We start from the raw sequence: 23576 nt of genomic DNA on the forward strand, positions 1-23576 counted from the left end.
GGCGTACCTCGTCCCCGGCGAGGGCCTGGACGTCGATGTGGCGCGCAGCTACATCGCCGAGCGGCTGCCGGCCTACATGGTCCCGTCGGCGTTCGTGGTCCTGGAGGCGCTGCCGCTGACCGTCAACGGCAAGCTCGACCGGCGTGCGCTGCCGGCACCCGAGTACACCACCGGCACGGACCGTACGGCCCGGGGGTCGGTGGGTGTGCTGGAGGAGGTCATGTGTGAGTCGTTCGCCGAGGTCCTGGGACTGCCCACGGTCGGTGTGCACGACGACTTCTTCGCCCTGGGCGGCCACTCGCTGCTGGTGGTCACACTGGTGGAGAAGCTGCGGTCGCGGGGTGTCTCGGTCGCGGTCCGCGACGTGATGGGCAGCCCGACGGTGTCCGGTCTGATGAACACGCTCAGCCTGTCGTCGGTCCAGGACTCGCTCGGTACGCTGTTCCCGATCCGGACCGGCGGTGACCGCCCGCCGATCTTCTGCGTGCACCCGGGCGGCGGCCTGAGCTGGTGCTACCTGCCGCTGGCCCGGCACCTGCCCGAGGAGTACCCGCTCTACGGGCTGCAGGCTCGGGGCCTGGACGGGGCGACGCCGCTGGCGACCTCGGTCCGGCAGATGGCGGCGGACTACATCGAGCAGATCCGCTCGGTGCAGCCCTCCGGTCCATACCACCTGCTGGGCTTCTCCTTCGGCGGCGTGCCGGCGCACGAGATCGCCGTCCAGCTCCAGGAGCAGGGCGAGGAGGTGGCGTCGCTGATCCTCCTGGACGCCTACCCGCCGGAGCCTTCCGCGGAGGAGCCGGCCGGGGAGGCGTCGGCGGCCGCCGACGCCGAGCCGGGGGAGGAGGGGCAGGCCGGTCCGGAGCTCTGGGCGGAGATCATCAAGGCGGAGTTCGGGCACGTGCTCAGCGGGTTCTCGGACGACGAGATCGCGATCCTCACCAGGCTGTTCCAGAACAACCTGGATATCCGGGACACGCACGCGCTCGGGCGGTTCGAGGGCGACGCCCTGCTCATCGTCGCGACCGAAGGAAAGCCGGAGGGCGTGTCCAACTTCGCTCGGTGGGCGGACTACGTGGCCGGCGAGGTTGCCGAGGCGCCCGTCCCGTCCGCGCACTCCAATCTGGTCGCGCCGGACACCCTCGGTCTGGTCGCGGAGGCCCTGGTGGCCTGGCTGAAGTCGCGGGGCTGCTGACCGCGACACGACACCGGCGCAGGAAACTCCGGCGGCCCTTCTCGCACCCCCTTCGGGAAGGGCCGCCGGTCCGGGTTCGTGTGCTTGCCCGGACCACCCGAAATTCTCCACCTTGATTTGCCGTCATATTTCGTACCGCCCGATCGCCCGGGCGGTTCCATCGATTACCGAGGGGATTTCGCCTTGCTCACCGAAGAAATAACCGGGACGGTCTCCGGCCGGACGCGTCAGGATGTTCGGACGATGGTTCCGAAGCGCCTGCTGATGTGTCCGCCCAGCCATTTCGACGTCAACTACTCGATCAATCCCTGGATGGTTCCGGAGAAGCCCACCAGCAGGGACCTGGCGGTCGCCCAGTGGGAGCAGCTGCGCGACCTGTACGTGGAACTCGGCCACACGGTCGAGGTCATCGCACCGGAGCCCGGCCTGCCGGACATGGTGTTCGCCGCCAACGGCGCGACGGTGGTGGACGGCCGGGTGCTGGGCGCGCGGTTCCGGCACGTGGAGCGCGTCGCGGAGGGGCCGGCGTACCTGCGCTGGTTCCAGGAGAACGGGTTCGAGTCCGTGCTCTGGCCCGAGTACATCAACGAGGGCGAGGGGGACTATCTGGTCGCCGGGCGACTGATTCTGGCCGGCAACGGATTCCGCACCGACCGTCGCTCGCATGCCGAGGCGCAGGATTTCTTCGGTCGCCCGGTGATATCACTGACCCTGGTCAACCCGCGGCACTATCACCTGGACACCGCGCTCAGCGTGCTCTCGGACGATGAGGTCATGTATTACCCGGAGGCGTTTTCCGACGCCAGCCGGAGGGTGCTCGAGGCGCTGTTCCCCGACGCGATCAGGGCGAGCGCGCAGGACGCGGCGGTCTTCGGCCTGAACGCCTTCTCCGACGGGCGTCACGTACTGCTGCCGCAGTCGGCGGTGGGGCTCATGGACCAGCTGCGCGAGCGCGGCTTCGAACCGATCGGCGTGGACCTGACGGAGCTGCTGAAGGCCGGCGGCAGCGTCAAGTGCTGCACCCTGGAGCTCCGCGCCGCGTGATCGGGGCGGTCGTTCGACTGCGGCGCAGCTGCAGTTGAACGCCCTTCGCACAGAACCTGGTTGATCAGCGCTGGTGCCCGCGATACCTTCGATGGGCGCCAGGCCGGGGCACCGCTTCCGCCGGCTCACAGGGTCTGCCATCGATGCCGGGCCCGCCCCGGTCGCCCAGCGGCGCCGGCCGGCCGATCACCCGCGCGGCCGTCACATCCACCGCACGTCCAGCGTCACGCCGTATCCCGCCCACGAGGGACGGGGCACACGGCAGGGGCACCGAGCGGACAGCGCGCGCAATTCGCCGTCTCCCTCCACCACGCGGGTCCTTCACGGACACCTCCCACACTTCTGGAGAGCCATGGGTACCACCGACGTCGACGTCCACCACACCGACGGCGGACGTCCGCTGCCGACGATCGTCTCCGCGGCGGGGTTCGTCGGCGAGATGCCCGGTCAGGTGAAGGACATGGTCGGTCAGGTGAAGGACGTGGTCGGCGGCGACGACCCGAGGGCCGTCATCTGGGAGGTCATCCGCGGTCAGTGGAGGTTCTCGGCGCTGTACGCGTTCGTCGAGCTGGACCTGGCCCGGTGGTTGAGCGAGCGGCCGATGGGCGTGTCCGAGCTCGCCGGGCTCTGCGCGTTGGACGAGGGCGCACTGGCCCGGCTGCTGCGGACCAACGCGACCCTGGGCGTGGTGCGCTCGGTCCCGGACGGGAAGGGCGGCTCGCGGTACGCGCTGACCGAGGCCGGGCGGACGCTCGACGCGGGCGACGAGCGCTCGATGCGCTCGGTCGTCATTCCCCAGGGCGCTCCGGACTTCATGGACGCGATGGGGGCGCTGGCCGACGCGGTGCGTACCGGGAAGTCCCCGTTCGGAGCGAAGTTCGGCTCCTTCTACGCCTACCTCGACAGCCACCCGGAGGCCCGGCAGCACTTCGACGCCCACATGGTGACGCGTTCGCGGGCGATCGCCGAGGCGGTCGTCGCGCGCTACGACTTCGCCGGGATCGGGAGCTTCGCCGACATCGGCGGCGGGGCGGGCACGATTTTGGCGACCGTGCTCCACGCCAACGCCGAACTGCACGGTGTGCTCTTCGAGTTGCCGTCCGTGGTAGCGGGGGCCCAGGCGTTCCTGGCCGCCGAGCTGGTCATCGACCGCTGTGAGGTGGTGGCCGGCGACTTCTTCAAGGCGGTCCCGACCGCCGACGCCTACCTGCTGTCCAACATCGTCCACAACTGGGCCGACGACACCGCCGTCACCATCCTGCGGAACGTGCGCTCGGCGATGCCGGACCACGGCCGGGTGCTGCTGCTCGACATGCTGCTGCCGGACGACGACCGGCCCCACCTGGGCAAGGAACTGGACATGCGGATGTTGGCCCTGCACCAGGGCGGCCGGGAGCGTACCGAGGCCGAGTACTTCGGCTTGCTGCGCGAGGCGGACCTGACCGTGCGCCGGGTGGTCGAGCTCCCCTTCGCGCTCAGTCTCATCGAGGCGGTTCCGGCGTGACGGCGGCCGGGACGTCGAAGCGGTAGAGGAGAAAGCCATGCGCTCCGCCTTGGTGTTGGGCACCGGACTGATCGGCACCTCGGTGGCGCTCGCGCTGGCGGCCCGCGGCGTCGAGGTGTACCTGTCGGACACCGACCGGACCGCTGTGCTGACCGCGGCCGCGCTGGGAGCGGGGCTGGCGGAGGAGCCGGCCGAGGTGGTGGACCTGGCCGTGGTGGCGGTGCCGCCGGGACGGGTCGGCGACGTGCTCGTCGACCTCCAGGCCAGGGGAGTGGCGCGGCACTACACCGATGTGGCCAGTGCCAAGGCCGGGCCGGAGCGGGACGCCGTCGCGCTGGGCTGCGACCCGGAGCACTACGTCGGCGGCCACCCGCTGGCTGGCGGGGAGCGGTCCGGAACGCTGGGTGCCCGGGCGGACCTGTTCCAGCGCTGCAGCTGGGTGCTCACACCGATGCCGGAGGCCGACACCGAGACGTTCAACACGGTGCTGGAGCTGGTCTCCCTCTGCCGGGCCATCCCGGTCGTGATGGAGCCGGCCGCGCACGACCGCCTGCTGGCGCTGGTCTCGCACGCGCCGTACGTGGTGGCCCGATTGATGGCCGAACAGGTGCGGCGGGAGGGCAACGGCGTCGTGGACCTGGCCGGTCCCGGGATGGGTGGCCTCGCCTGGACGGCGGCGGCCGACCCGGAGCTGTGGGGCGACGTACTGCGGGCCAACGCTACGGAGGTCGCCGACCTGGTCGAGGACCTGGCGGCCGACCTCCGTGAGGCGGCGGTCGGACTGCGGGCCCTGGACACAGCGGCGGAGTCCGGCCGCGAGCACGGCGACGTGATGCGCGGCCTGCTGGGCGGGCGGAGCATGGACGACTCGGGGATCTTCGGCGGGCGCGGTGGCCTGCCGGCGCGGTGCCGGACGGTGGCCGTGCCGATCAGCGACCAGCCCGGTGAGCTCGCGCGGCTGTTCGCGGACGTCGCGCTGGCCGGGGTGAACGTGGAGGACATCCGCCTGGAGCATCCGGCAGTACGGCAGACGGCGCTGGTCCACCTCGCGGTGGCCGAGGCGGAGGCAGGGTCCCTGGAACGGGCGCTCTCGGTCCGGCAGTGGCCGGTGAGACAGGCGAACGAATGTGCGATGGGGTAGCCGGTGCCCGGTACGCGGGCAGCCGGCCACCCCGGTGCGGTGGCTCAGGAGGTGTTCTCCCGGACCGTGCCACGGACGTGCTCGTCCAGCTCCTGGGCCAGGCTGAGCCAGGACTCGGCGACCAGACGGGCGAGCTGGCTGATGAGAGAGGCGGAGTGCGGAGGAACGGCGGTCATCAGGCTGTACCACTCCTCGGGGGTGATGGCGCTCTGCTGCAGCAGCCGCAGCAGCCGGCGTCCCTCCTCCTTGTGGCGTAGCGAAGGGTCCCTCAGCAGCCGCTTCATGATCGCGGAGCCGTCGACGGGCACCGGATCGGGCTTGCGCTCCACGATCTCGGCCGGGAGCTGCGCGTGCGTGCTCGTGTCTCCCGCAGGTCGGTCGGCAGTCAGGCGCACGGGGACCGGAGCCTTGCCCTCCCTGAGTCGCCGGCGCACGTCGCTCGCCGTGGCCGGCGAGATCCCGGCGATCCGGGCGACCTCCCGGATGGAGGCGTCCGGCCGAGACTCCAGGACCTCCGCAGCCTTGTACCGGCGGTCGGCAGCGTCGAGCGGACGCACCTTACCGTCCATGCCGACCCGTGCGGTCATCTGGGGCAGGCTGTCCGCGGCGGCCCGCCTGATCGAGGCCACAGCCTTCGCCCCCAGGCCGGAGGCGCGGGCGATCACCCGGTCGGACATGTTCGGCTGCGAGGCGATGATCCGCGCGGCCGCCGCCCGTCGGTCGGCCTGCGAGAGGGGGAGGCCATGGGTCACGTTCGCCATGACGGAACAGAGGAAGGCCTCGTCGCTCGTTCCGTCGAAGAACTCGACCTCAACGGTGGTGAAGCCTCGGGCCAGCGCAGCCAGCAGCCGGTGCATCCCGTCGATCACCCGAAGGGTGCGCCGGTCCACGAGGATCGGAGGCAGCAGAGTCTCCACGCCTGCCAGCTGCGCGATGTGCTCGTGGTCAAGCCCTCCCAGACGCGGTGAGTCCGCGGGGCGGAGGGAAGAGATCGCCAGTGTGGCGATCTGGTGTTCGTTCCTGGCGGGTGTCAGGGTCTGGTGGAGAATGGGTGAATTGATGGCATGGTGGTCGGTTCCTTCCTCATGAGTGCGCTCGAGCAGCTCGGCAACCGAGTGGATCACAGCAACGTACCCCCGTTGACAGTGTGTTCAGGAAGCCAGTTCCGAAGAACTCCGTCTCAGGCGTCTCGTCAGCGGTGCGACCATGTCGATATGTTTCATCGCGTTCCCCCCTAGCGCCGGGAAGCGTGGACATCTCCCGGCAAGGCCTTGTGGGCATGGCAGTGGCCAGCCTGCGGAACCTCCGAAACGTGCGCGAGGTGGTTCGTGGTTCAGCAGCCTGACGGCTGAGCCATCGTCACAAGAAGTGGCGCCTTTGTCGAGCGGGAGTTCGATGGGTGCGAACTTCCCATAGCCGCCGGATCCGCCGGAGCATTCGAGAGTGCCGGCCGGACCTGAGTGCCGGGGGAGGCCGCCGAGGTGGCCAACGCTGGTGGCCACCAACACCTGGTCGCCTGCTTGGTATTGGGCGGAGGGTGGTCTGGCTGCACCTGGCGAATCGTTCGAAGTTTCAACTGACGCGTGGCTGCGGTTGAACGGTTCGGCGCTGTCCCCGACCTTTGCGAGCCAGGTGACTCTCGCGTGAAGGCCTACGAGAACAGCACATGAGCTCCACTGGCGGCGAGGGCGCATCCGACAACTGCGAGGAGCACACCCGTTGCGCGCTGGGCGCTCGGCCTCGTCGGACTCGGCAACAGGCGGCGAAGTGGTTCCGGTGATCGCGTCCGGTCTGCCAGCTGCTGGTCATGACGGCGAGTCACCATGCCGCGGAAGTCTGCCGCCCAGAGGAGTCCGAACCCCGTGGCCAGCACCCCGAGCACCACGAGAACCAGGCCCGAGGTGGGGCTCGGAGGCCTGTCGGACGGCTGCGCGCCGGCGACCGCGATCACCGCGTGAATCATGGCATGCATCGCCGGGCGTTGCGAATGAACACGTCAACTCTCCGTGAACGCCCCGAGAGGTGCTCGTCCTGGGGTCGCGAATCCCCAGGCGCGAGGCACCCCTCAGGTGGATGTCAGATCCAGGCCTGCTGCAGCCAGGCCCCCGTCGGCGCGGCCGAGAGCGTCGTGGTGTAGTCGAAGGTGTTCTTGGAGGTGGGCACGCCCGCCTTCGCGCACACGATCGGGCCGGAGGTGTAGTTCGTCGACCCCTGCGAGATGAACCACTCCGCGCAGATCGGGCCGTTCCACGGGTCGTACGGCATGCTGGTCTCGATGTAGCCGGTGACGTGGTAGCTGCTGCCACCCTGCGGACACACCGAGATCTGGCCGTCCCCGGCCGAGTTCGACGTGGTCACGTTGACGCACGATGCGGTCGTCGCAGTCGAGCCTGCCGCCTGCGAGGCCGGCGCAGCCAGCAGCATGAGCGACCCGGCGGTCGCGGCCACGGCCATGGAACGCGCAATGCGATTCATCGTTCTCCTTGTTTCTCAAAAGCGCCGAATGGTTTTGGGTCAGCCCAAAGCCCATTGTTTTAGACGGAGTTGGAGATTGTTGACTTGTCGTCAATTCTTTCGGTATTCGAGCGATAGATCAACCGTCACCCTGCCACGTGCTGCGGCAGTCGACCCGCCCCTACCCCGGCGCCGACCGCGTCGACACCACCCCGCCCACAGGCCGAGCCCCGACAACGGAACTCACCAACGCCCTGGGCCAGACCATCTCGTCGGTGGTGCACGGCGGCTCCGGGACCGGCGACGCCACGACCGCCTACGGCTACGACCGCGGCGGCACCGTCCTGATCCAGGCGGCCGACCCGCACGGCACCAACGGTGTCAAGATCGGCACCGACGCCGCGATGACCGTCACCCGCCGACCCACCTACCCCTTCGGCAACCCGCGCGGCACCCAGCCCGCGACAGGCCAATGGGCCGGCACCAAGGGCTACGTCGGTGGCGCCAAGGGCGACGCCACCGGACTCACCAACCTCGGCGCCCGCGAGTACGACCCGTCCGCCGGCCGCTTCATCAACCCCGACCCAATCCTCGACCGGGCCGATCCGCAGCAGTGGAACGGCTACGCCTACAGCGATAACAACCCCGTCAACCTCAGCGACCCCAGCGGCATGCGCCCGGACGGCACTTGCGGCGGCTCGGGCTTGTGTCGAACGCCGGACGGCCACACCGTCGAGGAGGGCTGGAGCCTCCAGAGCGGCGGCTGGTCCGTCGAGGTCCGCAAGAGCGAATTGGCTTACCTTCCCGGCAACATCGGGTTCCCCGTGATTCCCGACTACCAGAAGGTTCTGAAGAAGACCGTTGATCAACTCGCCGAATACCAGAAGGAGCACTACCGCTTCGGCGTGAGCGCCGTAGAGGACGAAACGCAGTACCGGGCAGCGGCACTCAATGCCTGTCAGGAGGTCGCCGCCTGCGACGACACCAGCGTCTACAACAAGCTCTGGGACGACCGGATGTCCTGGGAGCTCGAGAACTTCCCCGCATTCGGCCCCGCCGAGGGCGCCGGCTCCGGCGGTTCCATCCTCGCCGGGGGCAACTCGGCCAAGGGCGGCGTCCGCGGAGGGTCGTCCTCCCAGGGGAGCCGCGTCCGCGGCTGCGACAGCTTCCCGGTTCAGACGCTGGTCCTGATGGCAGACGGCAGCACCAAGCCGATCGGCGACCTCCAGCCAGGCGACGTCGTCACCGCCACCGACCCGCAGACCGGCGAGACCGGCGGGACGGCGATCACCCACAAGACCGTCACCCCGGACGACTCCCGGTTCACCGACCTCACCCTGGCCAAGGCCGACGAGAACGGCACCCCGGGCCCGGAGACCGAGCTCACCTCCACCGCCCACCACCCCTACTGGGACGACACCACCCACCGCTGGACGGCGGCGGAGGACCTCCGGCCCGGCGACCAGCTCACCACCCCGGATCACAGGCGCCTCGTCGTCGTCTCCGCCCGTACCTACAGCACCGAGCCCCAGACGGCCGACAATCTCACCGTCGCCGACCGCCACACGTACTATGTGCTGGCGGGTCGAACTCCGGTCCTAGTTCATAATGATGGCGGCACTCCGGATGTTGCACGTCTGCCAGACCTCTCTGGATTGAGCCAGGCCGACGCGGATTCGGTGGTGGCGCGCAATGGATTTGAACTGCAAGCCATCTCGGAGAAGTACGCCACCTATGTGGGGGGCGATAAGACCAAGCTGACGATTCGCTTGGAAGATGGCCGGGTGACGCGTACCTCTATGGTTGATCCTGGGTCGAACCAGAAAAACTATCCTCAGCGCTGGGATCAGAATGGGGAGAAGACTCAATCGCACGATCATGGAGAGTATCTTGGGTGCAAATAGCGACTTCATAGCCACCTGCGAGCGGGCTGCCGATATCCTCGGCGGGTTCGACGGTTACTTCATCGAGAGGCTACAAGTTGATTCCTCGTATCCAGGCGGGCGCGTCGACGTATTCCTTCGAATCGGTACAGATCGTCCAGATGTGGCGATCTCACTAACCGGAATCGTTGGCATATTTGCTGAGAATCTGCTCGAAATGGACGCCTCCTTCGTTGAGGGAATGACGGTGGAGTGCATCCCGGGCGCTGAAACTTTGTGGCCGCGTGGGCTCGAAAGGCTTGGCTGTCGACCTTCTGGATTTCCGGATGTTGCGCGATTGGTCCTCGCGGGGCCAATGGCTTTGGAGGTGATTGCACGAACGATTTCGATTTCGGTGGCTCAGGTGTACTAGGGTTCACCGGCTCGGGACTCTGCAATTAGTGGGCGCCTGCCGCATTGATATAGGCAGGCGCCCCGGCGCTTCTCGGGCGCCCGCCCTGAGCGAAGCCTCATCACACGTACTACGTGGTCACCGGCGACACTCCGGTGCTCGTACACAACTGCCCGCCGGGAGAGGCGCGGAGGAGGGCGAGAAGCCCGGCGATTCGACGGCGGAGAAGTTCAAGGACAAACCGGAGGACTCCGAGAAGCGCAAGGGCGCCGCCGATAGTCTGACCGGGACCGTGCTGAAGGACACACACAGCTCGCTGCCGGAAGGGAAGGAGCGTGCCAGCGTGGGCGGAATCCTCGAACTGGCCGTCTCGGTCGTGGCATACGTCAATCGGAAGCGGGGCCGAGGCGGACGAAGCGGAGGACGATGACGGAATTCGGTCCACGGACCGCGAATGGACGGATGCTGTACGCCTTCACCCGGGGGGACGGCGAGGATTACGAGCACTGGTCCTCCGAACTCCGGCAGGACGCGCAGGAAGGCGAAACCTGGCAGGACCTGCTGGAGGAAGCGTTCCACCGGATTGTCGAGCGGAGGTTCGGCCGGTCCGTGAAGCTCCGGCAGATCCTCAAGTTCATGGCGCGGAAGCGCCCATGGCCCTTGGAATCAAGTCGGACCTACGTCAAGTACTCAGCGGACAAGGCGGTTTCCGTCATCCTGTGGGCCGCAGGCGGCGCCGACGTCGAAGCCGTGGCGAAGCTCTCGCACCACGAGATCGTCGCCTACGAGCTCTACCTGTTCCTGGGCCTCGTCAACGACCTGAAGCTGTCGGACGCAGAGCTGATCGACCTGATCACCGACGCCGAGCGGTTCTCGGCGCACCCCGCGGGACTCCCGTACCAGATGCACCCCGGAAGGTCCGGCGAGGAGGGCTCCGAGGAGGGGGCCGCCGAGCGCGGGACCGTCACGGGGCCGTGGGACGTCACGGAACTGGCCGAGCCCCGCCGAAATCGGCTGGACCTGGGCGCCCTGCTGGTCCCGGTGGTGGAGGGGATGGAGATCCGGCCCTTCCGGCACAGCGGGGTCATCACCTCCGTCGCGCTGGTCGTCGGCGGCATCGAGCTCACGCTCTCGGCGTTCGCCGAGGACCGCTGGGACCGGATCAGGTCCGGTCTGCTCCACAATCCCACGGTGCTGGAACGCGGAGGCCTGCTGGAAGAGGTCTCCGGCTCTGTGGGGCCCGAAGTCCGGCTCCAGTTCCCGTTCGAGGAGGACGGCATCCGGAAGCCCCATCTCCGGCGCGTGCTGGGGGCCGATGGGCCAGGCTGGTTCTGCAAGGCCGACGTCGCCGGGAAAGACGTCTTCTCCCCGGCGAGCCGCGAGCTGGCGGACCGGCTCTTCGCCGAGGTGGTCGTGGTCCTCGGTCCCGACCCCGCGCACCCCGCACAGCCCTGCCCCTACCTGGGTAGTCACCGCCCTATCACGAGGAACCTGGAAGGCGTACATGCCTTTCGAGCCGGGCGCCTCGTCGCCCTCAACAGCTTCACCGACCCCGCGGCCGGATTCGCCATCCGGCAGCGGATCCACCTCGTCGACCGCGAGGGCCTCCCGCGCTGGGGCTCAGGCCAGCACCGCTACCACGCCCTGGAGATCGAGCGCGGCCCGGGGGCCGACATGATCGCCGGCTGTCACTCACCGGATGGCCCGCTGCCAGTAGCAGTGTCGTCGCGTGCCTCATCCATGGAACCGGCCGATGTTGTCGGTACCGGGAACTAGGCTTTCGAGACCGCCATCGACAGGGGGGCTTCGTGTACGACAACCCGCTGACCGTCGACGTCCCGCTCGGCCCGTTCGCGGGGACACCGGTCACCGTTCACTCGGCCAAGGGCAGGAACGCCAAGCTCCACACCACGATGGACTGCTCCCAGCGCCGGACCGCAGCGGTCACGGAAGCCAGGGTCTTGCTGGACACCGCTACGGTCGGGCGGTTGTGCGCCCAGTGCTGGTCCTGGGGGCCGTGGACGAGGTCGGGGAGCGGGCTGGGTGTCTTCCTGAGGGCGCTCGGCGGAGGTGGGCTGCTGTCCCAACTGCAGTGCTACGACGGGACCGACGAGGACGTCGGCTGGAACAGCGGGGAGACCCCAGCTGCGGCTGGCCTGCTCCGCTCGGTGACCGCGCATCAGGAAGACGACGAGGACGACGAAGTCCCTGAAGAGGATGCCCGTCGCGACGCTGAGTGCTGCGGGACCGCGTCTTCGACCGATGGAGCGCCGCCGCGCAGAGCCTGCACCAGGCCGAGAGCACCGCGGCGGTGTTCCCCTGGCTCAGGGACTGGGCGAAGCCGAAGCTGACGGCCAAGAAGCACCACTTGGAGGAACTCTGGTGCCAGGCAGCACTGTTCGTCGACCCAACGGCACTCCTCGCCGGCGCGGCCGCGGCCGGCATGAGCGAACCCGACCTCCCGGTGAGCGATCCCGCGTTCGGAGCGCTCGGCAAGAGCGGCGAGATCGCCAAGGGCCTCGCGGCACTCTGGCGCGGCTGGCAGCACGAAGCCGCCCGCAGCGGGAACGGCTCCACCCGGCCGTCCTACGTCGTGGCGAACCTCCTGCACGGAATCCGGAGCAACCGAAAGGGGTACGAGCAGACCCGCGAGGCCGCTAAACTGCTCGTCGCCTCCTGGACGGAGTACATACGCACCGTCGTCGCCACGGCGGACCCCACGCCCACACGGCTGGTGAAGGTGACGCTGTCGGAGATCAAGGAGAGGACCCCGCACCGGCCAGAGCATGGCTTCCTCCACGACATCGACTCGTGGACGCTCGGCGTCCTGCTCACCCACCTCACCGACGCCGACTGGGGCCGCCGCACTCTCACTCTCCGCGTCCCCGCACTCGTCGCGGACCGACTCCTCACCAAGTCCTGGCCGCTGTCCTGCGAGCCCGTCACAGACGGCACCGAGCCCGGGAACAGCGACGCGCACAACCCCACGAGCCGCCTCCAGCCCGGAGTGTTCGACGACACCCCGGTCCTCGAACGCCGACCGGTCACCGTGGAGCACCTGCGTGCCCTTCGCGCCTTCGCGCCTTCGCGCCCGACGCCGACCGACTCTTCATCGTCTTCTCGACAAGCGGTGGGGCCGAAGTCCTGCCCTTGACCGTGATCGAGAAGCGACTAGCCGACGGCTGGCAGGGCGTGATCGTCGCCGGCGCATCCGACCTGCCGGCCAGCCTGATCAAGCCCTGGGCCGAGCGCATCGGCGCCCGGCCCGAGACGGGCACGTCCCTGTGGCCCCAACCCGTACCGGACGCGGACGATCCGCGCTTCGGCGCTGAACTCGGGCTGGAGTACGGCGAGCCGCAGACTGCCTGGCTCGCCTTCGACGACCGGGACCGCGAACGCAACCTGCGGCTCCTCGCCATCGCCCGCGGCGTGCACGACCTGCGCATCCTGGACGGAGGCCGCGATCGTGACGACCACAGTCGGACAATGCCCAGCGCGGTGTGGCACGGTCTGCTCGCCGAGGAAACCCTCGACCTCGAACCGTTCGAAGCCGCCACCGGAGGCCGGTGGCGAAGGGGAAGTGGCATCCCGCTCGGTGTCCTCACGGACGTCCAGATCTACACCACGAACGCCAACCCGCGGATCCAGGCCAAGGGCCACTCGCCCCTGTGCAGGCACTCCAACGAGCGCGGCGTCGCGGACGACGACGACCTCCTGACCCCCGCAGACCTCCTCGGCCGCGAGGACCTCGACCACCACTGGTGCAGCAAGTGCGGAGGCTACGCCGTCCGCAGGCTCACCAACACCCAGCTCTCCTACTACCGCGCGGCGCACCGCCTCCACGAGATCGCCCAGGACCTCGACAGCGAGCGTGGCGGCCACGAGCACCTCGACCTGGAGGAGACCACGGAGCAGCTGAGGGAGCTGGCCGACTGGCGCCCGCTCGGCCAGGACTCCTGGTACACGAGCGGATCCCGGCGCTGGCGGCGCATCGTCCGCGACCTCCAGGACAAAACCGAGGCCGCCCGCCCTCGCGAGACGTCATGACGTCCCGTCGCGATCGGCCCGTAGCCGCCCGAGCGCTGGACATAGCCCCGCCCATCGACCGCACGCCTTCCGTCACCGCCTCGCCGTACGCCGCAGGCCCGCGCCTGCTGGAGCGACTGGCCGCACCCCTGCGTCGGGCGGGCTGGGCCACGGGTGAGAGCTGGTGCGAGAGCGACGAGGCTGACGACAACCCCGAGATCGTGCCGGGCACGACAGAGCTGTCCCGCTCGAACTTCCACATCAGCGTCCACTGGGACCCCGCAACCGCCTAGCTCACCGTGGACGATCCGACCGACGGGTGGGACTGGGGCGAGGACGAGAGCTTGCCGCCCCTGTTCCCGCCCGACGACGGCCTCGTCATCGACCTCAGCGGACACCCGACTCAGGCCGCGAAGTCGGAAGCCGCGCGTCGGGCCTTCGCCGAAGCGGGACTCCTCGACGCCACCCGCATCCACCTGCCCGACACCGCCAAGGGGCTGCGCCGCGACCTGGTCATGCTGCTGTGGGCCGACTACATCAGCGACGCGATCAGTCGCCACCGCGGCGCGGACGACGGATCCGAGGCGATCGCGGCACTCGGGGAGGACTTCTCCTGGCGGGCCGGTGCCGGACTGCGTGCCTACCCGCTGATCGTCCCCGACCCCGTCCCCTCCGCCAGCGCCCGTGGCATCGTCGAATGGTGCTGGCGCCGTGAGAGCGACGTCGAGGAATGGCACTTCAAGATCCGCGACATCACGATGGCCCGCGCCGACATCGCCGCCACCCGCGCCGTCATGCCCCACGTCCACCCCGAAGGCGTCGACTGGCCGGCCGTCCGCGTCGCCCTCACCACACCCGCCCGCCGACTCGCAGACGGCAGTGTGCTCGGCGACATCTTCGAAGAAGGCTGGGCACCGATCCTCGCTTCCGTCCACCGCCAGATCGACCTCTGGCAGCGGGCTGACGAATCCCTCGGACCTGAGGCCGTTCTGCGGCTGCTCACCCTGCACGGTTCCCGCACGGAGTCGGTCGGCGAATGGTGGGGATCCGGCTGGTACGAGACCGCTGCCCGCCGCGCCGTCGCCCGCGCCGCGGGCAACGGCGGCCTCCCGCCCGCCTTCCCCGATGTCGAGCGGCTCGCGGACACCGCCGCCTGCCACCCCGACCTGCTCGACGACGACACGCTCGCCTGGCTCACCGAGGCCGTCTGGAGGGAGGAATCCCTCCGACGTGACGCCCTGCTGCCGGTGCCCGTCGCGCTCACTCTTCCGGACTGGGCAGCACAGGACTTGCTCGGGCTCCTCCGGCCGGGCACCGATGACGAGGAACCCGACCGCGCCGAGACCAGTGGCTCGTACCCGGCCGATCAGCGGCCGGGTACGAGGGCCTGACACCCGACCGCTCACGCCGCCTTGCCGAAGTGGTGGTCGACCGATGAACCGGGCAGCCCGGCAACCTCGGTGTCCGCCCGGTCGAGCGCGGAGGCCAGTGCCTCGACGGCTTCGTCTGCGGAGTCCTTGAGGAGGTGGCCGTAGAGGTCGATGGTGATGGCGAGCGTGGAGTGGCGCATCGTCTTGGAGACGACGGCGACGGGGATGCCTTCGGCGATCATGATGTTGGCGGCGGTGTGGCGCAGGTCGTGGGTGCGCCGTGAGGCGCTGTGGTTCGAGTGGAGGTGAGAGACCTTCGCCGCTGATCCTGTCGCAGCAGGACGGTGGAGCTGAGGGCAGCCTGATCCGGGTGACGCCGGGGAGGGTGGGAGCAGCCCTGACAAAGCCGGGACGGGCCGGTACTGCCAGATGGTTCGGGTCCGGCGAGCGGGATGGAGAGGAGTGCGCGAGGAACCGGCGTGTGACACCCCCTTGATTAGGCACCGGCTCGAATCTGGCAGATCTGGGCCGGGAGCGGTGCGTATCCCGTCGAGCATCTGGGCGGGTAACTCCCAGGACGGTAGGCATGAGCCGTCCAGGAGGCCACGAGGAAGGTCTGCGGCGTACTCGTGGCGATGCCGCAGGGGCATAGTCGGGCTCCTACTTCGTCGAGCGAACCACAGTGAACACGGGAACCGTCCCGGGTCTTGCCCTCCGCGTCACTTCCAGCGGCGAGGGTGGGGTTGGGCGCGTCGACCGCCGATCGGTCCGGGACGGGGCGGAGCCGCCGTAGTACTCCGAGGCCGGGAAAGCCGGCTGCATGGGGAAGGGCGGCAGCGGTTTCGAGAGGGGAGGGACGCTGCAATGCCGGAAGACGCGTCGCCGAACGGCGATGCTCCTCGTTCTGGTCCGGCCGGGCCGGGAGCGAGGGCATCGGAGATGCAGGCCAAGCTTCACCGTTGGGCGGTGGCCGATCCCGGCCGCCGGTTCGATGACTTGTTCAACTTCGTGTGTGATCCGGCGACGCTGATCGTGGCGTTCGACCGGGTCGCAGGGAATCAGGGTGCGCGCACCGCTGGCGTGGACGGCCTGACGGTCGCCGACGTCGCGGAGCAGGTGGGCGTGCCCGGGTTCCTGGACGACCTGCGGGCCGGTCTCAAGGACGGCTCGTTCCGACCACTGCCGGTGCGGGAGCGCAAGATCCCGAAACCGGGCGGGTCGGGGAAGGTCCGCAAGCTCGGGATTCCGACGGTTGCGGACCGGGTCGTCCAGGCGGCGCTGAAACTGGTGCTGGAACCGATCTTCGAGGCGGATTTCCTGCCGTGCTCGTACGGTTTCCGGCTCAAGCGGCGTGCCCAGGACGCGATCGCCGAGATCCACCACTTCGGCTCCCGCGGCTACCGCTGGGTGCTGGATGCGGACATCGAGGCGTGCTTCGACTCGATCGATCACACGGCCCTGATGGACCGGGTGCGTCTGCGAGTGAAGGACAAACGCGTCCTGGCGCTGGTCAAGGCGTTCCTGAAAGCCGGGATCCTCACGGAACTCGGCGAACACCGGGACACCATGACCGGCACGCCGCAGGGCGGCATCCTGTCCCCGCTGCTGGCCAACATCGCCCTGAGCGTGCTCGACGAGCACGTGATGGGGCCGTGGAAGCCGGGCGGGGCGATGTCGACCCACGGCAAGCGCGACTACCGGCGCGCCAAGGGGCGGCCTACGTGGCGGCTGGTCCGCTACGCGGACGACTTCGTCGTCATGGTGCACGGCTCGCGCGAGCACGTTGAAGCGCTGCGCGAAGAGGTCGCCGTCGCGCTGGCCCCGCTCGGATTGCGGCTGTCACCGGCCAAGACCCAAGTGGTCCACCTGGGCGACGGGTTCGACTTCCTCGGCTTCCGCATCCGGTGGAAGCGCAAGAGGGGGACGGACAAGTGGTACGTCTACACCTTCATCGCGGTCCGGCCCGTCCGGTCGGTGAAGGCGAAGATCCGTGCCCTGACACACAGGACATCGCAGCAGGACTTCGCGTCCGTGCTGGTCAGGCTTGCCCAGATCATGCGCGGATGGGCCAACTACTTCCGACATGCCGTGGCGAAGTGGACCTTCAGCAAACTGGACGCTTTCACCTGGTGGAGGCTCGTCCACATGCTGAGGGCGCGTCACGGCTGGAACTGGGGACAGGTCCGTCGACACCTCGCCGCCTCCGGGCGATGGGTGATCGCGGCCGACGGGGTCGAGTACTTCCGGATCCAGGGTGTGACGGTCTCCCGTTACACCTACCGGGGCAACAAGATCCCATCCCCATGGCCTCCTGCGAACCCCGCCTGACGGCAGAAACCGTGGAGAGCCCGTTGCGCTGAGAGGCGCACGGCGGGTTCGGAGAGCGGTCCGGGGAAACGGACCGGGAGCAATCCCGGCACCGCGCCCCGGGCCGACTCACCAAGCCGATCTTCGGTAGGTCGAGTTCGGCGGTGCGTTTGCGGAGCTGGTCGAGGACCCACTGCGGGCGAAGCGGTGAGCCGTCCGGTTTGGCGAAGACGAGATCGTCCAGGCGTCCTTCGGGGTGGGCGTTCATCTGGAGTGCGGCCTGGCGGTGGAGGGCGGCCATGGCTCTGGGGGAGAGGCTGATCCAGGCGCGGCTGGCCTCGGTCTTGGGCTCGCGGAAGAGGATGCCGTTGTTGTTGACGGCCGCCAGAGTCCAGCGCACGTAGAGCTTGCGGTCCATGAGGTGCACGTCCGACCAGTGCAGGGCCAGGATCTCGCCGCGGCGCATGCCGGTGCCGAGCATGACCTCGAACAGGTCGCTCAGTCGGTCGGCGTAGTGCTCCGTGTTGTGGCGCAGGAACGCCGCGGCCTCCTCGGGGGTCCAGCAGGTACGCTCCGCGGCGCGGGGCTTGGGCGGGACACTGTGCTTGGCCGGGTTGTAGCGCAGCCGCCACGTGCGCACCGCGTGGTGCAGGGCGTTGCGCAGCGTCGAGACCACCCGGTAGACCGTGACCCGCCCGCGGCCGGCCTTGCGCTGCGTGGCCACCCAGGCGTCGACGTGATTCGGCCGCAGGTCGGGCAGCCGGCACTGGCCGAAGGTGGGGATGAGATCCCGCTCGATGCAGTCCTCGTACCCGGCGTAGGTGTTGGGCGCGAGCTCTTCCTTCTTCGCCGCCAGCCACTGCCGCAGGAAGCTCGCCACCGTCGTACGGCGGTCCTCGTACACGCCGCGCAGCTCACCGTTCAGCACCGCCTTCATCTCCCGGGCCGCCTCGGCGCGGGTGGCGAACCCACCGCGTCGGCGGGTCTTCCGATTCCCGTCCTCGGAGGCAAGGTCGACGCAGTACGTCCACTTCCCGTGCTTCAGATCCCCGGCCAGCCGCGGACACCACGGCCCCAACTGCTTCCCTGATCCGTCCGAACAACCACACCGTCGGTAGACCCGACCACGCTGCGCACGCTGTCCCATGAGCTTCCCCTTCTCTCGGACTGGGTGGTGCTTCTGGGGCAAGAGTGGCTGCTGTTTCGGGTGTGGCGGCAGAGCGCGTTGGGCGGTGCGCGAAGCACGTCAGAAGCATCTGGAGAAGACACACTCAAGACGACACACCGTCCGGAAGGTCACCATCCGTGACCAGTGGGTAAGCGACCATGATCCGCCCGCAGGCGCCGGTCCTGCGGGCCGGCTGGCGACACCTGTACGAGCGCAGCCGGGCAGGCATGACGCCGCCTCCTGAAAGCCCGACAGATTCCGGTTACAGGCGGTACCTGCGGCGGGGTGGCCGGCCTGGGGACCGTTTTGGGACCACGCCTGATGAGCGCCCATGGACGCTGATGATCCGAACGGACACTTGTGCGCAAAGTAAACGCTGAGCCACGGTCAGCGCTCCGCAGCGCCACTTCCGTCGAGAAGTCCCAACTTACTTGCACCTCACGGTGGTTGATCAGCAAGACAGTCCAGACCTTGAGGTCTCGGCTGTCGACAATAAGTGAACCGCTTGACTGGGGGTCAAGGGGTCGCAGGTTCAAATCCTGTCGTCCCGACGTGAGTCGGAAAGGCCGCCGGCCGGGAGAAATCCCAGGTCATCGGCCTTTTGCGTGATGGGCCGTCAGGGGCTAGCGGAATTGGTTCGCACACTGTTTGGGGCCAATTTGGGACCGAGGCGACCCAGTGGCCTCCCGAGCGGTCTCGAGTGGGCCCGAAATGCCTGTCTGCTCAGCTACGCTAAGCGACCGTTGCCAATCTGTGATAGTCGATTTCCGGTCACGTTTCTGGTGGAAATCGGGCTTGTGTGGCGAGAGTTGGCCACGACTGACCACCTCTCAGGTGGCGGGATCGTGTCCAGCTCGACACAATCGCCCTTTGCTCGGATGCCGCGAGCGGTCTCAACGCTGTGCCACATCCAGGGCATCGATGGCTCTCCGTGACGATCTCCTGGGTGGAGGGGCCTGGCGCCGGTCACGAGCCAGCTGCGCGGGTACTCGCTAGGCTCGCGTGGACCTGAGGAGGCATCAGCGCAGATGGTCCGCGAGTTCACGAGGTACCGGTACTGGTCGGAACGGCAGATCCGCGCCCTCGGGCGGGACAACGGCCTGCGCCTGGGTTCCTCGTGGCGCCTCTCCACCGCGAGCACCCCGTCCTCCCTGTTCGGCATCTCTCTCCCGGTCGTGGGCATCCAGCGCGCAGAAGACCGCGAACGAAGCCGGAAGCAGGTGGCCGACCGGCTCGTGCGGGCATTTCGGGGGCGGATCGCCGTGACCTATGACGAGCCGCAGGTGCTGCTCGCCAGCGGGGTGGGGAAGATCGTGTTCTCGGCCTTCACCGACGGACCCGCCCGAGAGAAGGGCATCGTGCTCCACTCCCGCACTGAGAGCAGCTCCGGCCAGCGGGTCGACTTGTGCTTGTTCGGCAGTGTGGACAACATGGCCGATTTCGGCGCCGGCGAAGCGGTCGAGGGTAGCTCCTCGTCCGCCTGGTACGCCGTCGCCGAACTCCTGGCGAGCCGAGGTGCCCGGAACACCTCGCAGTGGGATGAGCCGGGACTCGCCGTCGAGGCGTTGAAGATCGCACTCGGGGACAGGGAGCGAGCCGAGGGTGGATCGTCTCAGGAGCCGTGGACGCGCCGGTGGGCGCTCGGCCATGCAACCGACGTGGAATGGCTGGCGGTGATCTACAGCGACGTCGCGCTCGACCCCGAGCGGTGGAACTTCGACGGCACCAGCCTCGAAGGCGTTCAGCGGATCATCGTCGGAGCCCCGATCTGGGTCCGCACGGCAACCCCGCAGGCGGTGGTGCGGTACTCGGAACTGCGCCGACTCTCCACCGGTCGGCCGACCCGGTGGCGCCGTCTGCTGCAGACTGGAACTCCGGTGCGCCCGCTCGCGGCTCTGGCGGCAGACGCCCCTCTCTCCGACACGGCGGCCGCGACCGGCCAGTCCGTCACGTCGTAGCTGGGTTGTGGCCCGTCCGCTGCCGGCCGGTGATTCTCGGAAGATCACCAGCTCGGGCCACCTCCCCGCTTCGCTGTTCCTCAAGCCGTAAACCAGCCTGCTGGCCAGCGATCTGAGAGAAAGTTCATCCGATCGAGTGGACGAACCGGTCGATGCTCGCCTCCTTGCCCCGAGCGCTGGCACTGTCGGTGTCGCACGTCGGTGGTTCATCACCGCCGCTTGCCTCATGCCGCCGTCGGCGGAGCAGGAAACCAGACGCGAGATCCCGGACACCCAACCTGTGGGTGTCGTCCGGCGTAATCCCTCTGCAGGCGTCGACCATTGAATCGTACGTAGCGGGTCGCATAGGGCGCCTTCCGGTTCCTGCAGCGGATTTCGCGCTGGCACGAGGGGGTGAGTCCTCGGGCGCGTGTCGCGCCCCGAGAGACGGAGGCGTGCCTTGCCGCCCGGCCCCGCCGGGAGAAGGACAGATCTCATGGCCGCCAAGCGACCAACCGGCATCTACCCGTACATCGGCACCCCGGCGTGGGCCAGCCACCTGGCGGAAGCCGTCGAGAACACCTGCGAGGACCTGGGGCTGGTGCCCCCGCCCCGCGCCGCGATCACGGAAGGCCTTGCCACCGCCCTTGGTGAGACCGAGATCAAGAAGCTCATCAGCACCACGCGCAGCAGGAGGATCCTCAACCCCACGGCGTCGCGGGTGGTGCAGTCGGGCAACGACCACGTCCTCCTGCTCATCTGCGATGTCCATGGCGCGGCCGTGGCACCGTGGGACCTCAACGACCGCACCGTCGGCATCTGGTCCCCGCCCAGCCCCGAAGCCACCAGGCGTGTCGCCGACCTGATCGCAGCCGAAACCGTGCTGGACGCTTCCGAGAAGGTCAAGAAGGCCGCGGAGAAGGAGCGCGATGCCCGTCGCCGCGCTCCCAGCGAAGACGCCCACTACGCCACCGCCCTCGCCGCTGCGGAGAGCAAACTGGCGGATGCCGCCCGCCAGGTGCGAGAGGCCGAGCATCGCCGGGCCGCCGTGCTCACCTCGCTTGGCAACCGCCTCCCGCGCCCCGTGGTGCGGGCGGCCGAGGAGGACGGTGCACCGATGGCTGCGCTCACCCTCGCCGAGCAGACCTACGAACAGGCCGTCCACGTTCAGCGCTACGCTGCCGACCAGTTGAAGCGCTTCGGCAAGACCCGCGGATACGACCTCGCCGAATCCCTGGTCGCCGCCGGCCAGCTCTCGCGCGGCATGAGCGTCCTGCAGCAGTGGGGCATCAGGAACACGGACGGAACCCTGTCCGAGCTGTGGCGGCTGGTCGCGGTTACCGCCAACAACCGCGCCCTGGCACGCCTGGATGTCTTCGGACTGCGCCCCGAGCACATCGTCACCGGCATGCCGCGGACCGTCGTGTCTCTGCCCTCGGACAAGCACGAACCCGGTGTGCGGCTGCTGAACCAGCGAGAGGCCCTCAACCGGCTCTCGCAGCGCCTCAACGAGGCCGACGCCGACGAGGAGACGGAGCCGGAGCACACGGCCCGGCGCGCCGCGAAGATCGCCACGGTGCCAATGGAGATCGTCGTCGGCTGCAGCAAGCCGGCCGCACTGGAACACGTGCTGCGAGGCCTGAACGTCAACGACCACCTCCGCGGGATCCAGCCCTACGACGAGGAAGCCCGGCTGGTCGCCCTGTTCGCGACCCTCGTCGACGCCTACGCCAAGGACGGCAAGCTCGTCGAACTGCTCGACGAGACATTCCCCACGGCCCAGGGCGTGGACCTCCTCGACGTGGACGGGGTGCGCAACGCCCTGACGGCGAATGGCCCCCTCGACCCCCTGGCCGCCCTGCTGCCCGCGGACGAGAAGGTCTCGCCGGTCACCCTGCGGGATATCGCTGTACGGGCTATCACCGCGCTGGTCTTCCCCGAGATTCCCGCGGCCGGGCCCGTCAACGGGAAGCGGCAGGTGCGGAACACCGGGGCGTTCTGGCCGATCGTCCGGGCGAGTATGCAGGAACCGGCGTGGAGCCAGACCAAGGCCCTGAACGCCGAGACCCGCACGCGACTGTGGTCGGCGGCCGTCGCCCAACTCTTTCTCCACCGGGCCAACATCCTCTCGGCGCTCGGCCTGTTCACGGTGACGGACGCCAGGGATGGCGCCAATCAGGACCCCCGGTCGCTCAAGGAACTGCTCCTGCGGGCCGAGGCCGGTGAACCGGCAGCGTGGGCCGCGCTGGTGCGGCGCATAATGCCCGCGCTGATCCACGCGCCCCAGCCCCTCGTCACGCCCGGCCAGGGAAGCGAGGCCGGCGCCGGGCGCAAGGGCGTACGCCGCAGTCCGGCCAACGCCGTCGCGGCGCTCACCATGGCTTACACGGCAGGCGCACAGAACGTCAGCCGCGCCCTCTTGCTGGCCTTCGCGCGATCCGTCCTTGAGCACCCCGACCTCGTCCTGGCGCCGAAGGCCCCCGACGGCGCCAGGCCGGTCTGCTACGGCGAGCGCGAGGTGAACGAGGACCACCGGAGTCCGATCGTTCCCGGCATGATCCTCGTCCCGGACTTCGACGGCGCACCCACCGGCATCGTCGTCGACAAGGCGTGGTTCGACGACACCTTTCCGTCGGACCTCACCCAGAGCACGAACTCGGGAAGCGGCTCCGGCGCCACGGCTGACGACACTACGGCCTCAGACAGCAGCACCAGCACCATGCCGGCCACCGCGAACGGGCAAGCACCGCAAGACCCCCGCGACCGGCTCGCCGTCCTGCGTCGGGAGATGCCCTCGCGAATCGAGCTAGTCGAAGGCAGCTACCGGATCGCCACCGCTGCCGCTCAGGAACTCATGACCAGGTTCAACGAAGCGATCGACCTGCGAACCAAACTGGGCGAGGACCCGCTCCCGGCCGACCAGCGGATCCAGTGGATGGAGAAGTTGACGGCGCTCCGCGACGCAGCGCATACCAGCGCTGCGGAACTGGAGAGCGTTGAGACGCTGATTCTAAAGATGTAGCTGGGGTGCTCCCGTCGTGTCCGGGGGCGAATACGGCAGCTGCGAGAGGGGCTCCCCTTGAGGGGCTTGGGAAGTCGGAGGGCCTCCGCCTCAGGGATGATATCTGTGCGGCACCATTACAGCGAGATCGATGA

At 68.8% G+C, this 23576-nt stretch carries 17 protein-coding genes and 1 pseudogene; 14 read left to right on the forward strand and 4 right to left on the reverse strand.

Annotated elements, in window-relative coordinates; genetic code table 11:
• The 4 genes from ACIQVZ_RS21985 to ACIQVZ_RS22000 all read left to right on the forward strand — a co-directional run.
• Nucleotides 1-1195, forward strand: a 1195-nt coding sequence (locus ACIQVZ_RS21985) for an alpha/beta fold hydrolase (RefSeq protein ID WP_402452261.1), incomplete at its 5' end; no start/stop codon positions are given.
• Between the two features lie 183 nt (nt 1196-1378).
• Nucleotides 1379-2239 carry a dimethylargininase gene (ddaH, locus tag ACIQVZ_RS21990; protein ID WP_402452263.1) on the forward strand — a complete coding sequence of 287 codons (861 nt, stop codon included), beginning with the start codon at nt 1379-1381 and terminating at the stop codon, nt 2237-2239.
• 352 nt (nt 2240-2591) lie between these two features.
• Entirely contained in the window at nt 2592-3743 is a 1152-nt protein-coding gene (locus ACIQVZ_RS21995) for a methyltransferase (protein ID WP_402452266.1), read from the forward strand.
• 37 nt (nt 3744-3780) lie between these two features.
• Entirely contained in the window at nt 3781-4884 is a 1104-nt protein-coding gene (locus ACIQVZ_RS22000) for a prephenate dehydrogenase (RefSeq protein ID WP_402452268.1), read from the forward strand.
• Between the two features lie 44 nt (nt 4885-4928).
• On the opposite strand, the gene ACIQVZ_RS22005 is transcribed toward ACIQVZ_RS22000, so the two are convergent.
• Nucleotides 4929-6008, reverse strand: a complete 1080-nt coding sequence (locus ACIQVZ_RS22005) for a transcriptional regulator (protein ID WP_402452270.1) — start codon at nt 6006-6008, stop codon at nt 4929-4931.
• Between the two features lie 952 nt (nt 6009-6960).
• Nucleotides 6961-7242, reverse strand: a complete 282-nt coding sequence (locus ACIQVZ_RS22010) for a hypothetical protein (RefSeq protein ID WP_402452272.1) — start codon at nt 7240-7242, stop codon at nt 6961-6963.
• A gap of 254 nt (nt 7243-7496) precedes the next feature.
• Between ACIQVZ_RS22010 and ACIQVZ_RS22015 the strand changes: the two genes are divergently transcribed.
• The 7 genes from ACIQVZ_RS22015 (at nt 7497) to ACIQVZ_RS22045 (ending at nt 15029) form a co-directional block, all read left to right on the forward strand.
• The gene (locus ACIQVZ_RS22015; RefSeq protein ID WP_402452275.1) at nt 7497-9242 is read left to right on the forward strand and encodes an RHS repeat-associated core domain-containing protein; all 1746 of its coding nucleotides are present in this window, start codon (nt 7497-7499) and stop codon (nt 9240-9242) included.
• Entirely contained in the window at nt 9217-9633 is a 417-nt protein-coding gene (locus tag ACIQVZ_RS22020) for a hypothetical protein (RefSeq protein WP_402452278.1), read from the forward strand. The genes ACIQVZ_RS22015 and ACIQVZ_RS22020 overlap by 26 nt, the downstream gene beginning before the upstream one ends.
• A 441-nt stretch (nt 9634-10074) precedes the next feature.
• Nucleotides 10075-11388 carry a DUF3710 domain-containing protein gene (locus tag ACIQVZ_RS22025; protein WP_402452281.1) on the forward strand — a complete coding sequence of 438 codons (1314 nt, stop codon included), beginning with the start codon at nt 10075-10077 and terminating at the stop codon, nt 11386-11388.
• Between the two features lie 460 nt (nt 11389-11848).
• Nucleotides 11849-12766, forward strand: a complete 918-nt coding sequence (locus tag ACIQVZ_RS22030) for a hypothetical protein (protein ID WP_402452283.1) — start codon at nt 11849-11851, stop codon at nt 12764-12766.
• A complete protein-coding gene (locus ACIQVZ_RS22035) occupies nt 12763-13659 on the forward strand; it encodes a hypothetical protein (RefSeq protein WP_402452286.1) in 897 nt (298 codons plus the stop codon). Before ACIQVZ_RS22030 ends, ACIQVZ_RS22035 begins: the two co-directional genes overlap by 4 nt.
• On the forward strand, nt 13656-13931 hold the full coding sequence (locus tag ACIQVZ_RS22040) for a hypothetical protein (protein WP_402452288.1): 276 nt from the start codon (nt 13656-13658) through the stop codon (nt 13929-13931). Before ACIQVZ_RS22035 ends, ACIQVZ_RS22040 begins: the two co-directional genes overlap by 4 nt.
• 6 nt (nt 13932-13937) lie before the next feature.
• The gene (locus ACIQVZ_RS22045; RefSeq protein ID WP_402452291.1) at nt 13938-15029 is read left to right on the forward strand and encodes a hypothetical protein; all 1092 of its coding nucleotides are present in this window, start codon (nt 13938-13940) and stop codon (nt 15027-15029) included.
• Between the two features lie 11 nt (nt 15030-15040).
• Here the strand turns inward: ACIQVZ_RS22045 and ACIQVZ_RS22050 are convergent, their stop codons facing one another.
• A complete protein-coding gene (locus ACIQVZ_RS22050; RefSeq protein WP_402452293.1) occupies nt 15041-15658 on the reverse strand; it encodes a tyrosine-type recombinase/integrase in 618 nt (205 codons plus the stop codon).
• 289 nt (nt 15659-15947) lie between these two features.
• Between ACIQVZ_RS22050 and ltrA the strand changes: the two genes are divergently transcribed.
• The gene (gene ltrA / locus ACIQVZ_RS22055; RefSeq protein WP_402452296.1) at nt 15948-17336 is read left to right on the forward strand and encodes a group II intron reverse transcriptase/maturase; all 1389 of its coding nucleotides are present in this window, start codon (nt 15948-15950) and stop codon (nt 17334-17336) included.
• Between the two features lie 151 nt (nt 17337-17487).
• Here the strand turns inward: ltrA and ACIQVZ_RS22060 are convergent.
• A pseudogene (locus ACIQVZ_RS22060) lies at nt 17488-18462 on the reverse strand (tyrosine-type recombinase/integrase); the annotation flags it as partial.
• Between the two features lie 1196 nt (nt 18463-19658).
• Between ACIQVZ_RS22060 and ACIQVZ_RS22065 the strand changes: the two are divergent.
• Together ACIQVZ_RS22065 and ACIQVZ_RS22070 are read left to right on the forward strand one after the other, a co-directional pair.
• A complete protein-coding gene (locus ACIQVZ_RS22065; RefSeq protein WP_402452298.1) occupies nt 19659-20441 on the forward strand; it encodes a hypothetical protein in 783 nt (260 codons plus the stop codon).
• A 475-nt stretch (nt 20442-20916) separates the two neighbouring features.
• Nucleotides 20917-23442: a hypothetical protein gene (locus ACIQVZ_RS22070; protein ID WP_402452299.1), complete on the forward strand. Its 2526-nt coding sequence runs from the start codon at nt 20917-20919 to the stop codon at nt 23440-23442.
• Nucleotides 23443-23576: the final 134 nt, after the last annotated feature.

Origin of the sequence: Kitasatospora sp. NPDC098663, from assembly GCF_044760075.1 — a bacterium.
Taxonomy (GTDB): Bacteria; Actinomycetota; Actinomycetes; order Streptomycetales; family Streptomycetaceae; genus Kitasatospora.